This is a genomic window from Sphingomonas sp. CROZ-RG-20F-R02-07, assembly GCF_022662335.1.
Taxonomy (GTDB): Bacteria; Pseudomonadota; Alphaproteobacteria; order Sphingomonadales; family Sphingomonadaceae; genus Sphingomonas.
Genome location: NZ_JAKNQJ010000001.1, coordinates 288,083 through 300,652 on the forward strand (window position 1 = coordinate 288,083; position 12,570 = coordinate 300,652).

General features: G+C 66.7%; 15 protein-coding genes. 1 reads left to right on the forward strand and 14 read right to left on the reverse strand.

The window, feature by feature from the left end; all coding sequences use genetic code 11:
• Position 1: 1 nt before the first annotated feature.
• The 4 genes from L8H00_RS01310 to L8H00_RS01325 are packed head-to-tail and all read right to left on the reverse strand — an operon-like array spanning position 2 to position 4,525.
• The gene (locus tag L8H00_RS01310) at positions 2–442 is read right to left on the reverse strand and encodes a hypothetical protein (protein WP_242095415.1); all 441 of its coding nucleotides are present in this window, start codon (positions 440–442) and stop codon (positions 2–4) included.
• On the reverse strand, positions 439–1,044 hold the full coding sequence (locus L8H00_RS01315) for a hypothetical protein (protein WP_242095416.1): 606 nt from the start codon (positions 1,042–1,044) through the stop codon (positions 439–441). Before L8H00_RS01315 ends, L8H00_RS01310 begins: the two co-directional genes overlap by 4 nt.
• The gene (locus L8H00_RS01320; protein WP_242095417.1) at positions 1,044–1,661 is read right to left on the reverse strand and encodes a hypothetical protein; all 618 of its coding nucleotides are present in this window, start codon (positions 1,659–1,661) and stop codon (positions 1,044–1,046) included. Before L8H00_RS01320 ends, L8H00_RS01315 begins: the two co-directional genes overlap by 1 nt.
• Positions 1,658–4,525 (reverse strand): phage tail length tape measure family protein, encoded by a 2,868-nt coding sequence (locus tag L8H00_RS01325; RefSeq protein WP_347340705.1) that lies wholly within the window; start codon positions 4,523–4,525, stop codon positions 1,658–1,660. Before L8H00_RS01325 ends, L8H00_RS01320 begins: the two co-directional genes overlap by 4 nt.
• On the opposite strand from L8H00_RS01325, the gene L8H00_RS01330 reads away from it, so the two are divergent.
• On the forward strand, positions 4,415–4,744 hold the full coding sequence (locus tag L8H00_RS01330; RefSeq protein ID WP_242095937.1) for a hypothetical protein: 330 nt from the start codon (positions 4,415–4,417) through the stop codon (positions 4,742–4,744). The genes L8H00_RS01325 and L8H00_RS01330 overlap by 111 nt on opposite strands.
• A 294-nt stretch (positions 4,745–5,038) precedes the next feature.
• On the opposite strand, the gene L8H00_RS01335 is transcribed toward L8H00_RS01330, so the two are convergent.
• From L8H00_RS01335 to L8H00_RS01380, 10 genes are all read right to left on the reverse strand, one after another.
• On the reverse strand, positions 5,039–5,260 hold the full coding sequence (locus L8H00_RS01335; RefSeq protein WP_242095418.1) for a hypothetical protein: 222 nt from the start codon (positions 5,258–5,260) through the stop codon (positions 5,039–5,041).
• Entirely contained in the window at positions 5,257–5,835 is a 579-nt protein-coding gene (locus tag L8H00_RS01340; RefSeq protein ID WP_242095419.1) for a hypothetical protein, read from the reverse strand. The genes L8H00_RS01335 and L8H00_RS01340 overlap by 4 nt, the downstream gene beginning before the upstream one ends.
• Positions 5,835–6,137, reverse strand: a complete 303-nt coding sequence (locus L8H00_RS01345) for a hypothetical protein (RefSeq protein WP_242095420.1) — start codon at positions 6,135–6,137, stop codon at positions 5,835–5,837. The genes L8H00_RS01340 and L8H00_RS01345 overlap by 1 nt, the downstream gene beginning before the upstream one ends.
• 24 nt (positions 6,138–6,161) lie before the next feature.
• A complete protein-coding gene (locus L8H00_RS01350) occupies positions 6,162–7,115 on the reverse strand; it encodes a phage tail tube protein (RefSeq protein ID WP_242095421.1) in 954 nt (317 codons plus the stop codon).
• A gap of 27 nt (positions 7,116–7,142) precedes the next feature.
• Positions 7,143–7,556, reverse strand: a complete 414-nt coding sequence (locus tag L8H00_RS01355) for a hypothetical protein (RefSeq protein WP_242095422.1) — start codon at positions 7,554–7,556, stop codon at positions 7,143–7,145.
• 25 nt (positions 7,557–7,581) lie between these two features.
• On the reverse strand, positions 7,582–8,223 hold the full coding sequence (locus tag L8H00_RS01360; protein ID WP_242095423.1) for a DUF6441 family protein: 642 nt from the start codon (positions 8,221–8,223) through the stop codon (positions 7,582–7,584).
• Positions 8,223–8,540, reverse strand: coding sequence for a hypothetical protein (locus L8H00_RS01365; protein ID WP_242095424.1), 318 nt, complete (start codon positions 8,538–8,540; stop codon positions 8,223–8,225). The genes L8H00_RS01360 and L8H00_RS01365 overlap by 1 nt, the downstream gene beginning before the upstream one ends.
• Positions 8,541–8,545: 5 nt before the next feature.
• Complete coding sequence (locus L8H00_RS01370; protein ID WP_242095425.1) at positions 8,546–8,878, reverse strand: DUF2190 family protein; 333 nt, start codon at positions 8,876–8,878, stop codon at positions 8,546–8,548.
• Positions 8,879–8,955: 77 nt separating this feature from the next.
• Positions 8,956–11,058: a prohead protease/major capsid protein fusion protein gene (locus L8H00_RS01375; RefSeq protein WP_242095426.1), complete on the reverse strand. Its 2,103-nt coding sequence runs from the start codon at positions 11,056–11,058 to the stop codon at positions 8,956–8,958.
• Positions 11,059–11,070: 12 nt separating this feature from the next.
• On the reverse strand, positions 11,071–12,570 hold the full coding sequence (locus L8H00_RS01380) for a phage portal protein (protein ID WP_242095427.1): 1,500 nt from the start codon (positions 12,568–12,570) through the stop codon (positions 11,071–11,073).

Consider the following 12,570-nt stretch of genomic DNA (forward strand, 5'->3'; position numbering starts at 1 on the left):
GTCAGGCGACTAGCTTCACGCGCCAAGCGGCGGAAAGCGATAACCGCTGCAACACGGCCGCGCCGGGAGCGTGCTCGTGATAGCCGACCAGCCGCCCATTGCTCAGCACGATCCCGAGCGCTCCAAGCGCGTCGGCCGACTCGCCCTGGACTATGTCCCCCGGTAGGGTTGCGGCCGGCGCGACACGCTCAAGGCCCATGGCGTCCAGCGCGTCTGCGAGCGTGCCGAAGCCACGGACGCGCAATGCCTTTAGCGCGGTTTTCACGCTCGCGTAGCTGCCTTTTGCCGGCAGGCGGACCTTGTAGCCCAATCGCCGAAGGTGCGCCGCGACCATGCGGACGCAGTCCCGCTCGCCCATCTTAAACGGCTTGTCGCGAAACTCCTCCAGCGTTGCCTGCGCGGCAGCGACGCGGCGGATCATCTCGTGATTGGCCTCGGTCATCGCGTTACCCCATCCGGACTTGATGCGCCCCAGTAGATCTGCTGCGTCACGTAGGTGACGAAGGAACAGCCCAGTTCGCCGGGCCAGAGATATTGGTGGAAGGCGTCGCAGAGCCGTGCGCCGTCGTCCGAGAGGAAGAAATCTTCGAAGATCGACGTCACTTCGTAATCGACGGTGCGCGCCGTCGACCCTGCCTTGAGTGTTGCAACATCGAGCAGACCGTTAAACAGCAGCAGCGGATCACCGAGGACGGCCCCGGTCTGTGGATCGATCGCGCCCAGCCAGAGCCGCACCGCTGATCCCTGCATTTCGACGGACGCCAGTTCAGCCGCTGCTGCCTCGCCCTCCGGCATGAAGGTGATGGTGAGGGCAGGGGCCTCGTCACCAATGCCGTCGGTGATCTGCTCGATGGCAGCGAATACGCCGACGATGTCATCCTTGCCGGTGAACGTTTCGAGCACGCCGTCGACGACGAACTTGACGACTCCAGAGCCGACGATGACCTGCACCGTGCGACCGGGCAGCTTCATCTGGATCGCGCCGAAGATCGTGGCCTGCGGCTGCGCGAGCGCCACCTCCAGGGCGGGCGAAAGCTGCGACATCAGGCGATCTCGGCGATCGTGAAGCTGAGGCCCTGGACCCGCGCCGGGATCATGGTCCAGCCCTTGTCATTCCCCGATAGCTTGCCCTCGATCATCGGCTCGCCGAACTCGCAATGGTCGCCATCGTCGGGCTGGATGCGCAGCATCGGCCCGATCGGCACTGCCGCCGTGCCGTTAGCGTCTGCGAGTACCGATCCAGTGGCATAATGCAGGTAACGTCGACCGGCGTGCATGATGTGGAAGAATTGACGGCGCACGACGGACGAGCCTGCCGCCATGCCGCGCACATTTAGCGTCATGCCAGCCTGGCCAGCGCCGTCCACCGCGACGCCGGTTCCACCTGCCGGGAGGCCCACCCGTGAAACGAGGCCTGGTTGCGGGAAGCGACAGGCGACGGGCTCACCGGTCAACCACGCGTCGAGGAGCGCAGCAGTCCAGAGGCGGCCATCGGGCTCGGGCCGCAGGTTGGGCGTCTCGATCGCCATGGACAGGCGCGAGCCCATGAACCCCAGCCAGCTTTCTACACCACCCGTGGCGGGTGTCTGCCACCCGCCGAATACAATCGGCGCGGGCGTGGCTGATTTCGGCAGCGGAGAAGACGGGAGGATGATCGTCATCCGCGCGTGCCCATCTGCCGGCGCCGGGCGCGCGTTGCATTGGCGTTGCCCATCTGAGCCCCGCCTGCCACGATCGACGGGGCTGCCATCGCAATGCGGCCATCGGCACCGTCTGCGATCGTCGCATCGAGCATGTCGCTCTTCAGGTGGATCTCGACACGAGCTGCGTTGCCGCCATTGTCATTCCCGGCCGCCGCCATCTGTCGCGACAGCGCAGCGGGATAAATCCGCGTCCCACTGGGCAGATCCTCGATCTCAGGCCCGTTCTCGTTCACCCAGGTCCGGCCGCCGGAGAAATTCTCCGTCCCCGAAGCGTTGTGCACGAGGCTGTTCGCGAAACCCGCGTTCGCCGCGTCCAGCGTGGAGTTGGTCAAGCCGCTCACAGATGAAGTGAGCGCTCCCGCCCCGCCGTCACCGAAGATCGATCCGAGCAAGCTCCCCGCCGTCGGCAGGTTGCTGTTGCCGTTCAGCATGTTCTTGAGCGGGTTCAGCAGGATCAGCTTCAGGAACTCGTCTTCGATTTCCTTCAGGACGGTCCGCCCAGCGTTGCCCCAATTGCGCCACGCGTCCGGTGACAGCATCGTGTCCGCGACCGAATCGCCAACCGATCGCATCTCGCCGAGCGAAGCGGACATGACCTTCAGCTTATCGTTCGCCTCGTCCTGCGCGGCGACACCGGCCAAGAGCTGGCGCACGTCGGCCTCTGCCATATCCGGGAATTGCCGGCGGATCGTGAGGGCGAGCCGCAGCTTGTCCAGCTCGACATCACGCTGATTATCGTTGGCACCGGCAAGCGCCAGCTCGCGCTGGGAAAGCGCCAAGCCATCACGCTGGTCGACCAGCGTGTCATGAATGAACTTCTGCCGATCGGCTTGGTACTTGGCTTGGGCTTCGTCGACGCTCGAACTGACGAACGCGGTGCGTTGCGCCGGATCGACGTTGGCACCCCACTGGGCATCGGCCGACCGGTTGGCAGCACGGTTGGCGGCATTCAGCGCGCCGTCCAGAGGGCTGTGCGCCATGTCTTCGATCGTCGCGCGCGTCTCGCCAGCGCGACTGCGGCTGTCATCGATAGCCTTCGCCACGCCGGTCGCGGCCTCGGCAGCATGTGACCGCGTGAGAGCGGCGGTGTAGCCGTCGATTATGGTGGTGAGCTTGGCTTTTGCATCACCCTCGGCCGCATCGCGCATCGCGATCAGAGGCCGCAGGACATTCTGGTCCGCCAGCGCCTGGTTCATCGCATCGACGCTGATCGTGCCTGCCGCGACGGCGGCGTTGACCTTCTCGCGCGCGGCGGTTTCGTCGGATAGCGTGGCCACGGCCTTCGCGCCGTTGGCGGCTCCCTCCGCGATATCGATGGCGAGCTGGCGCCGCGCCTGCGCTTCGACGTCGATCCCCTTGCGCGTGGCGTCCGTGGACGCTTTGCGGCGAGCTTCGGCCAGGACGCCCGCCGCGCTGCTTTTTAGATACGCGTCGGCGACGTCGAGGGCGCCGCGGGCGCTGGCATCCATCGCGGCAGCCTCGCGGGCCAGCGTCTCGGCATGCTTGTCGCCGGTGTGCTTGAACCGATCGGCCGCGCGCTCGCCGCGATACATGGCGTCAGCGGCGCGCTCCGCCGAGGTTTGGACCTTGCCGGCGTTCTGGGCCTCTTCGAGGTGCTGGCCCGCCAGCGCCTTTTCGGCCTTCGTGGTCGCGTGCGCCATTTCCTCCTGCGCCTTGCGCACCGCCAGATGCTGTTCGGCCGGCGGAAGATAGGTGCGGATCGCGTTCGTGTACGCGTCGAGCGCCGTGGCGGCATTGCGGCTGGCCTCGGCGTCCCCGCCGAAAGCATTGCCGCGAAGCGCATCCTGAAGAACCGAGCGCTTCTTCTTCAGCTCGTCGAGTTTGTCCTCGCCCGTGAAGCTATTCGTGATCCCGCGAGCCTGCTGCGCCAGCTGGTTGGTCCGCGCGGAATGATCGGCAACCGACTGGCGTGCAGCCTGGGCGCGCATCTCGGCGATCTGCTTGTCGATGTCCGCCGTCGATCCGCCTTGCGAGAGGGTGACCAGGCGATCCTTCTGCAACTCGGCGATATGATACATGCCGAGCATGGCATCGATGCCCCGGCCTGCGTTCTCCAGTCCCGAACTCATCGCCGAGCCGAGCCCGCGCCAGAGCTTCGTCAGTTCGTTGACATGGTCGCCGGTCTTGTCGAGCGCAGCCTGGACGTCGTGCATCAGCGCGTTTTGCGCATCGAACAGCCGGTTCTGATCCATGAGCGCGCGTATCTCGTCGACCTGCGCGGCGGTTAGCAGCCCGAATTTGGCCGCCATCTCTTCGGCGCCCTTGGTGGGGTCCGTCATGGCCGCCCCGAGCTGCTTGTTTGCCTCCTTCATGTCGACGCCCATCTCGTCGGCATAGGTTCGGGAAATGGCGATGGCCGTCGTCAGCGCTTCGCCGCTCGACCGTGTCATCTGGAGGATCGCCAGTTCGGTCTCGCGCGCGGACGCCACGCTGACGCTGCCGCTGGCGGCGCCCTGCTGCGCGAACGCCTCCAACTGCGCGCCGGTCATCTCCGACGTGCGAGCAAACCCCGTAGCAGCGCGATCCATTGATTCGAGCGCGTTGGCGTAGGCGACGGCAGCATAGACAGCGAGCCCGATCGCAGCGACGGACGCGCCGATCATCAGGTTCATGGGGCTGAACAACGCCGTGACCTTCGCCAGGCCGCCGCCCATGCCGTCATTGTCCATCGAAAGGACCTCGACACCCTTGTGCGCCTCCAGCGCGAAGGCGCGGAGCGGGCTCTGTCCGGCCATGACCGAGTCGGCGAAGCGGAGGACGGCGCTTTGCGCGGTTATGACCTGGGCACGGTTCAGCGACATAATGCCGGCATGCTCGGCCGCCTCGCGCTTGGCGGCGTTCAGCGCGGCGGCACTACCGGATACGGCTTTGGCGAAAAGCTCTTCCGACAGCCGGCCGGACGCCTTCAGCTCGGTAGCGTTGCGGATCTCCGCATTATAGGTGCGCTGGGCGACGGACAGGGGATCGAGCTTGGCCTTCAGCGCAGCGGAACGAGCGTCGAGATCCTCTTCCGCCTTTAGCAGCTCGCGCATGGCAGCGGCGGAATCGCGAGCGGATGCCCCACCATAGTTGGTAGCCGCGCCAGCCTGATAGATCTGCTGCGTGCTGGTCTGCGGCGTGATCGCCGCCATCTTCTCCGACGCACGCGCCTGCCGGATCGTGGCCTGGGCGATCTCGTCGCCGGCCTTCTCGAATTCCTTCGAGATGCGGCGCGCCTGGGCTGCACCGGCGTCGCCAAGTTCGGCAAAGCCGCCCTCGATGTCCGACTTCCCCGTCAGCGCGAGGCGAATGGCGACAGACTTATCCGACATGGGTCATTCCTCCTCTTCAGGGGCTTCGGGTTCGGCGATGATGCCGTCGAGGATCGCGGCCTCCACGGCCGGCAGGACGCGCGCGACGAGTTGACGATCGGCTTCGAGCGCGTCCGCCATCTGGAGGACAACGCCGTAGTCGAGACCGACCGGTTGCGTGATCGAGCCGGCAGGCCCGAGCGAGATGGTGGCGTAGCGCAGTTGCGAGCCGCAGCTCGCGATCACGTCCCAGGCAGCGTGGCCTTGCTCCGTCTGCGGTTCGTGGACGAGGTAGGGGCAGCCTTCTTCCCGTGCCGCTTCGTCGGGGCGGCAGCGGCCGTTTTCGCGCCATCGGCAGACTGCGGTGCAGTATTGGCTTCCTGCGTCTCCGCCTTTCCAGTGCCACTTGGCGAGGCGGACGAGACGTTTCCCTCCATGTCGGCGCGCACGAACGGCATGACATAGAGCCGGTCCGCCGGCTCGAACGTCCGTGGATCGGCGACGAACGCTTCGATGGTCTCGGGCGTGACGGGCACGGTATTGCCCTCGTCGTCGCCAATCCCCCGCCATTCGAGGATACCGCGGCGGATCAGCTCGCGCGACATGGCGTCACCCGCCATCTCCAGATCGTCGGCGTCGATCTGGAGCGAGGCGGCAACCGCGCGGCGCGCGGCGCGCACACCGGCGATCGTGATAGGCGAGAAACGCACCTCGACTGCCGGCCGACCCTTGCTCGCCGGACGCCCCTTTGCCGCACGTCGCGCCTCTACCGCCGGGTAGAGGGTCAGCCACGCCGGATCGGGCTTTGCCAGTGCGAACATCAGGCGCCTGCCAGTGGCGTTGCGGCAGCGGGTTCGTCGACATGATCGACGATCGTTTCCGGCTCGATCCACTCGATCCGGATGGCACGGTCTTCGTCGATCACCTTGAACCGATCGCCCTCGCGAATGAGGTTGCCGTTCTCGACGGCCATGCGGCGGATCTTGCCGGTCACGCTGTCGGCCTCGACGACGCGATCGATCGTCGCGCCAGTGGCCGCATCGACGATGCGCAGCCGTGCCGCGACATCGGCCGATGCTTCACCGATCTTGACGGCTGTCGGGGGAGGGGTCTGTTCGGACATTCGAAACTGCTCCTATCGGTCGTTTCAGGCGTAGCTGGCGACGTCGGTGACGAGGGTGGCGGTGAGCTGCGCGCCGGCCGCGCCGGACGCCTGCCAGTTGAACTGTGCCTGGATGCCCTTCGGGCCGGTGATCGGCCGCTTCGGTTTCGGCAGGAAGACGCGGGGCAGGTTGAAGTTCAGGCTGAAGCCGTCCGGTGTCGCCCAACCGAAGTTCAGTGCGACCGGCGTCTTGCCCCGCGCCTTGTTCAGCAGGGTCTGCGTCGCGAAACGCGTGTCGAGCGTGCCGCTGGACATCGCCTTGCCGGGATCGACGCCGGAGATCCGACCATCGGAGCGGATCACCTCCAGCTTTTCGAGCATGTTCGAGTACGAGATCGCGGCCGTGAGGATCTCCGCGATGACCGCGCCATCGACGGTGATCGAGCCGGTGGCCTGCGCGAAGCGCGGGCCGCGAAGCACCTGAAGGATGCCAGCCGCCGTCGCGACGGCAGGGTCCATCTCGCCCTGCGCGATCAGCGACAGGGTAGCGTTCAGCATGCCGCTGCGCGCCATCGCGATCTTCATCGTGTTGACGGCTGCACCGTAGTGCATGCTGTAGATCGGCATTTCCGGGTTGCCGATCTCGATCGAGGTCGACGGGATCGACGATGCGCCGGACGAGAAGACGTGGACGAACTTGCCGGCCTGCGCGCCGGCGCCGGCGGAGGTGACCGGAGGCCCGAAGGTCTGCCGCAGCCAGAACCCGATTGCGCGCGTATCGACCGGCACGACGACATCGCCATCGTTCGTGATGACGTCATAGGTCGGATCGAGGCCTTCGCGTCCGAAGCCGAGCTGATCGTCTTCGATCAGTGGCTGCTCTTCGCCGAGGCCGTGGCTGACAAGCGGCAGCTTGAAGAAGTTGACGGCGGGCGTGATGCCGTAGGCCGCCTCGACCGCAGCGGCCAGGACGGCATTGATGCCCAAGGGACGTGGCATGCTGTTCTCCATTGTAGCGGGGTGACGTCAGTTCAGCGGATCGGTTGTCGAGTAGGAGGCGACGATGTCGAACGTCGCCCAGCGCTGGGAGCCTTCGCCCGAGGGCGTGTCATCCTCGTCCGGGGCCTGCGCCTCCAGCCAGATGCAGAGGCCGCCGAGCGTCCGGTCGGCGACGATCGCGCGACCGAGATCGCCGAGCATCACGTCCAGCGCGGCAGCCTGGTCCGCGTCCACCGACGGCGAGATCTCCAGCGTGATCGGATGGTTATAGGTGTAGCATGCAGGCGACAGGTCGATCTGCGGATCGCCAGCAGCGCCAGGGTGGCCGATGACGACGCCACCGGCGGGAATGGATGCAGGGCGCGCACTGTCGACGTCGAAGCCGCGCACCTTGGCGTCCGGGAGCGCGACAGCCACAAGGGCCTTCAGCGCCAGGATCACGTCACGGCGCTTCGACATGGATCGGTTATCCCAGTTGATCGGTGATCGATGCGGCGATCGAAGTGGCCCAGCGGTTAGCGGCGCCCTCGACGTCGAGCACCTTGGCGACGCGCACCGCTTTCACGAACACGAACATCAGGATCAGTTCGCGTTTGCGGCCCTGCGCCAAGCGGCCTTTGGTGGCATTGCGCACACCGGGACGCCTCACGCTTTTGGCACGCACCGCGTCGACGAACCCGAGCAGCGATCCACGCCGACCGGGGCGAAGGATCAGGTCCTGATTGAAGGCGGTCTCGACCTCGAACACGGTCATGCGAGGCATGCGACGGCCGCTTGCGCGCGGCACGTTCTTGGTCGGGATGGCGATGAACCGGTGGCCATTGATCGGCACGATCTGCGCGCCTTCGGCATAAGCCGAGATGATCGTCGGCGCCCGCGAATAAACATAGCCCGCCGGTTCGATGCTCTCACCCGTCTCCGGGTAGGCAATACCCTGCCATGTCGTCGCCAGGCGGCTGCCGAGGCCCGCCCCACGCACCTGCTCCCGAAGCTCGTCCTTCAGGCCGGCTGCACCCTCGCGCATCGCATCGGTTACGACGCTGGCGATCTCGCCCTCGGCGGCTTTCAGAACGACATCGAGGCCGTCGAGAACGGCCGTGATGCGCATCAGGCGATCTTCTTCACGTCGCAAGGCCAGACGCGCTTTGTGTCGAGCGTCGGCTCGCCGATCACGCGGTAGGTGCCGGCATTCGGGCCGGACTGCACGATCACCTCGTCACCCTCGGCCGGGGCGGAGACTTCGCTGGCCCGGACGCGGATCGTAGTCGCCTGGGAGATGAAGCTCGAATCGGAGAACTTCTGGTCTTCGCCCGCCGTTCCGAAACGGATCGTCACCGGAGCGGCGATCCCGTTCCAGGTGGCAGGTTCCCCGAACCGCACGAACGTGGTGTCGATCAGCCGCGCGCGCAGGTCGGGAAAGCCCATGACGATCAGACCTGCGGCAGCAGTTTGACGTTGCCCGCGGTGTCGCCGGCCGCCTTCGGCTCGGCAGCCATGCCGATCTTGGTGTTGCCGACAGCGACGGTGGTCACGCGGGCATTCGCCGTGTCCCAGTAGAGCGTGTCGCAGGTGTTCCATGCGGTACCGGGCGCGCAGGGCAACGTGTAGACGCCGACGATCCAGCCCGAATAGCTCTGCCCCTCCAGCGCCGAGGTGGCGGGCACGACGAGGATACCGCCGATCAGCAGCGCGATGCCGCTGAGGACGCCGCCGGCAGGCGCGACGAAGTCGAGGGCGCGGCCCTCCTTAACGAAGTTCTTCATGGACGTTCTCCCAGCCCGCGAGGCGGGCCGTAAGGGGTGGGGGAAGCCGCCCGGTCAGTGACGACCGGGCGAGAGGCTCAGGAGCCGGGGTTGCGGTAGGAGCCGCGATAGTCGATCGCGCCGCAGTAGAAGTCTTCGGTCACCCGCCAGGCCATGCCGTCGTACTGGAAGGTCTCGTCGAACAGCACGCGGGGGCCGGGGGCGTCGCTGAGATAACCATAGACGAAAACGGGCAGATCTTCCGGGCTGGTATACATCTCCCAGGCGTTGCCCGCGAGCGTGGCCTCCGGGATGATGTCCAGCTTGCCGGAGAACGGGTTGACGAAGCCCGACTGCTGCGCCTGAAGCGGCGCGATCAGCTGCTCGGCCTTGGTCTCGACGTCCGGGCCGACCAGCATCGACTTGGGAGGCAGGTTGAGCGGATTGCCGTCGAGGTCCTTCTGCTTGCGGATGGCCGCACGGCCCGCCCCGAGCGTCTCGATCGAAGGATCGGCACCGGCCGCGGCGAGGTTGCCGTGCGCGGGATCGAACAGCGGCTTGCCGTCCGACAGCTTCGGCCCGTTCCCGTTGTTCTGGTTCTTCATGTTGTAGAAAGTGGTGTTCTCGAACCGGGCGACCACGCGGCCGATCGAGCCGAACACGTCATCGAACGCGTTCAGATCGTCGTTCACGATCGCCTGCCGCGACAGCCGCAGGATGCGGCCATACGAGCCGAGCATCACCTGCTCGCGGCCCTCGTTGATCGTGCCGGCCTTGATCTCGCCGTCTTCCTGGTACGGCATCAGGGTCGGGAAATCGCCGATGCGCAGCAGCTTGGTCGGCTTGAAGTCGCGCAGATCGCGCCGCGCGGCGATGGCGGTGTAGGTGAGGAGGGCCTGGCCGTAGCGGGCGAGCAACACCTTGTTCGCAGCGGCCTCCAGCAGCATCGGGAAATCCGAGCTGGTGTTCGCCGCGCGGAGGATCACGCTGGCGTCACGCTCGCGCGGCGAGAGGCCGGCGCGCTGGGCGGCCAGTTCGAGCAGGCGGTAGCCCATCCATTCGCGCGAGGCATCGTCGGGCTTGGTGCCGAGCGTGCGGGCGACGATCGCGCCTGCGATGGCGGCCCGGGACGCCTCCGCGTTGGCTTCCGAAACGACGATACCGGACGGCGAGGGGCCGGCCGTGCTGCGCGTCCGCTGGGCCTCGGCGCCGGCTTGCAGGAGCGCCGCGCGCGCCGCTTCGGTGCCGATCTCGCCGCGCGAATTTTGGTCGACCAGCTCGCGACCGCGAGCGTCGACGCCCAAGCTCCGCGCACTGTCCATGAAGTCCACCGCATCGACCGCACCAAAGCGCGTGACGGCCAGCACGTGGGAGATGGGCGCCGGTTCGGCAGCCCGCACGGCCTCGGCGGCCGGCGTCGGGGTCGCGACAGGTTCGGCCGCCGGTGCGGCGCCGCGATTGGCGTTCGGATGGGCGACACCGCCGCCCGGAAGGTTCCGGTTCATATCTTCGTCCTTTTCGTTGGAGCCGGTGGAGGCGGCAGTTCCGGGAATGGTCCCTTGATGCGATCGAACCCCGGCGTTCGAATCGGCGGGAACAGGTACGAGGCTGACCTCCAGCAGCTCCCAGCGCTGGGCGGTCCAGGTGTCGACCGCATCGGTCATCTCGGTCAGCTGCCAGATGTCGACCGTGTAGCCGATAGAGATGCCCGTCAGCTCGCCGCGCTGGACCATGCCCTCGGCTTCCACGCCGGCTTCCGTCTCATTGAACTGCACAGTGCCGACCAGCTGACCGCCTTCGATGCTGGCGGCGATGACGCGTCCGAGAACGGCCTTGATGTCAAACTGGTTGTGAGCGTTCAGGAAGGGGCAGAGGTTCGCGCCGACACGGTCGAGGTTGATGGCTTCGGGCGAGATGGCGAGCATCTCGATGCCGAAGTAGCGCTGGACGCCCGCACCGGACGAAAACACCGCTTCCACGGTATGCGCGTCGGCGTTGTACGAGCTGCCGCTGAAGGTGGCGGAGCGGCTGCCCATCTTGGGCGGCGGTGCACCACGCTGATGATCGATGGCGGTCGGCGGTTCACGGGTCAGTGGCACGCGGGGTGCCATGTCGCGACGCCCGTCAGGTGCCGATCGGAGCGGCGCGCGCTTGTCCGGCGCTGCCGGCTTCGGTGCCGGCGCGGTCTTCTTGTCGTCCATGATGGTCTCCAGTCAGGCCGCCGCGGCGGCTTCCGTTTTCGGTGCGATGTAGCCAGCGGCGAGTTGCAGGACGCCGGCATCGGTCAGGCGGCGCGGATCGCTGTCGAGCGCCAGCCCCAGGGCATCGATCTGCTTGTTCATCTCGGCGATCTTCGCGAGATGCGCTTCAGCGTTGATGCCCCGCTCGGCAAGGCTGCGTGCCAGCGTCTTCAGGCCGGAGCGGATCTCGATCAGCTCGCCCATGAGATCCTTGATTGGATCGACGAAACGGCGAACGGGAAGGGCGTAGCCGATCCGCAGATCCAGGAAGCGCTTGTCGCCGGTCTCGATAGCGAGGCGCCGCATCCGCCGCTTGACCGCCGGCATCGTATGATGCGGGATCATCACGTGCTGCTGCCAGTCGTCGAGCAATGACCAGTGGCCGAGCATTGCTGCCCGCAGGCTGGAATAGTTCGCCTGGCTGACGTCGCCTGTCATCAGATGATAGGGCGCCATGTTCGCCGACACCGCCGCGAGCTGCTGGCGGATGAACTCGACGGCGCCGCCCGACTGCGTCGGATTGAGCGACGTCACCGTCTCGCCGGGCTGCGCGCGAAACACCATGCCGGGGCTCAGGGCCTCGGTAGGCGGGCGGCGCGCATCGCCGGGATCGCGCGCCTGTGACAGAGGCGAGGCGGTGTTGCCCTCGCCGGGCGTGATGATCAGCCCCAAGCACGCCTGTACCTTTTGCTGCATGCGCACCGCGTCCTCGATGTCCCCGATGTCGCGGAGCGTCATGGCGACCGAAGACAGCCACGAAACGCCGCGCGATTGGCCGAACCGCAGACGTTCGAACACATGATCGATGTCGATCGCCGACACAGCGGCAGATACGTGGTTGCCGGTCAGCCCCACATCGCCGGGGTGCCGATCGAACAGCCAGTAGCTGGTGACGTCGCCGAAGGCGTCGTATTCCACACCCTGAACGATCCGGCCACCGCCTGGCAGATCGAGCAGGCGCGATGCGTCGAGGAAGTCGCCTTCCAGCCCGACGATCCGCCCATCCGGTCCCGTGCTGTCGGGCGACCAGCGCGTGAGGGTCTCGCCACCCGTCACCATCCCGCGAGCCGTCAGCTTCTGATGCTCGTAGAAGTCGCCCTTGCCGTCGACCTTGCCTTCGGCCCAACCATCCCAGGCGGCCTGCGCCTTGCGCGCGACACTCTTGTCGTCGTGGTCGAATTGGGGCGAGATGCCGTCGCCGATCATGTTCGTCACGATCTGGCGCACGCCGGCTGCGGCGTATTTGTTGTTGCGCACCAGATCGTTGCCCGAGTTGCGCAGCATGGCGATGGCGCGGGCATTCTCGGCGTCAGCCGAGGTGGCCGGCCGCTTCCAGCCTTGCGTGCGACGGCCACGCTCCGCCGCATCATAGTTGCGCGCGAGGTTCAGCCCGATGCGCGCGGACATCCGGCGCGCAGCGAGCGCGGGCGCGAATGGCGCAATGGCGCCGTCGATGATGTCGCCGAGGCCCAT

Excerpts from the sequence above, each read along its gene's own strand:
- L8H00_RS01310 (WP_242095415.1), bottom strand. The coding sequence starts at position 442 with ATGACCGAGGCCAATCACGAGATGATCCGCCGCGTCGCTGCCGCGCAG.
- L8H00_RS01315 (WP_242095416.1), bottom strand. The coding sequence starts at position 1,044 with ATGTCGCAGCTTTCGCCCGCCCTGGAGGTGGCGCTCGCGCAGCCGCAG.
- L8H00_RS01320 (WP_242095417.1), bottom strand. The coding sequence starts at position 1,661 with ATGACGATCATCCTCCCGTCTTCTCCGCTGCCGAAATCAGCCACGCCC.
- L8H00_RS01325 (WP_347340705.1), bottom strand. The coding sequence starts at position 4,525 with ATGTCGCTGAACCGTGCCCAGGTCATAACCGCGCAAAGCGCCGTCCTC.
- L8H00_RS01340 (WP_242095419.1), bottom strand. The coding sequence starts at position 5,835 with ATGTTCGCACTGGCAAAGCCCGATCCGGCGTGGCTGACCCTCTACCCG.
- L8H00_RS01345 (WP_242095420.1), bottom strand. The coding sequence starts at position 6,137 with ATGTCCGAACAGACCCCTCCCCCGACAGCCGTCAAGATCGGTGAAGCA.
- L8H00_RS01350 (WP_242095421.1), bottom strand. The coding sequence starts at position 7,115 with ATGCCACGTCCCTTGGGCATCAATGCCGTCCTGGCCGCTGCGGTCGAG.
- L8H00_RS01360 (WP_242095423.1), bottom strand. The coding sequence starts at position 8,223 with ATGCGCATCACGGCCGTTCTCGACGGCCTCGATGTCGTTCTGAAAGCC.
- L8H00_RS01365 (WP_242095424.1), bottom strand. The coding sequence starts at position 8,540 with ATGGGCTTTCCCGACCTGCGCGCGCGGCTGATCGACACCACGTTCGTG.
- L8H00_RS01370 (WP_242095425.1), bottom strand. The coding sequence starts at position 8,878 with ATGAAGAACTTCGTTAAGGAGGGCCGCGCCCTCGACTTCGTCGCGCCT.
- L8H00_RS01375 (WP_242095426.1), bottom strand. The coding sequence starts at position 11,058 with ATGGACGACAAGAAGACCGCGCCGGCACCGAAGCCGGCAGCGCCGGAC.
- L8H00_RS01380 (WP_242095427.1), bottom strand. The coding sequence starts at position 12,570 with ATGGGCCTCGGCGACATCATCGACGGCGCCATTGCGCCATTCGCGCCC.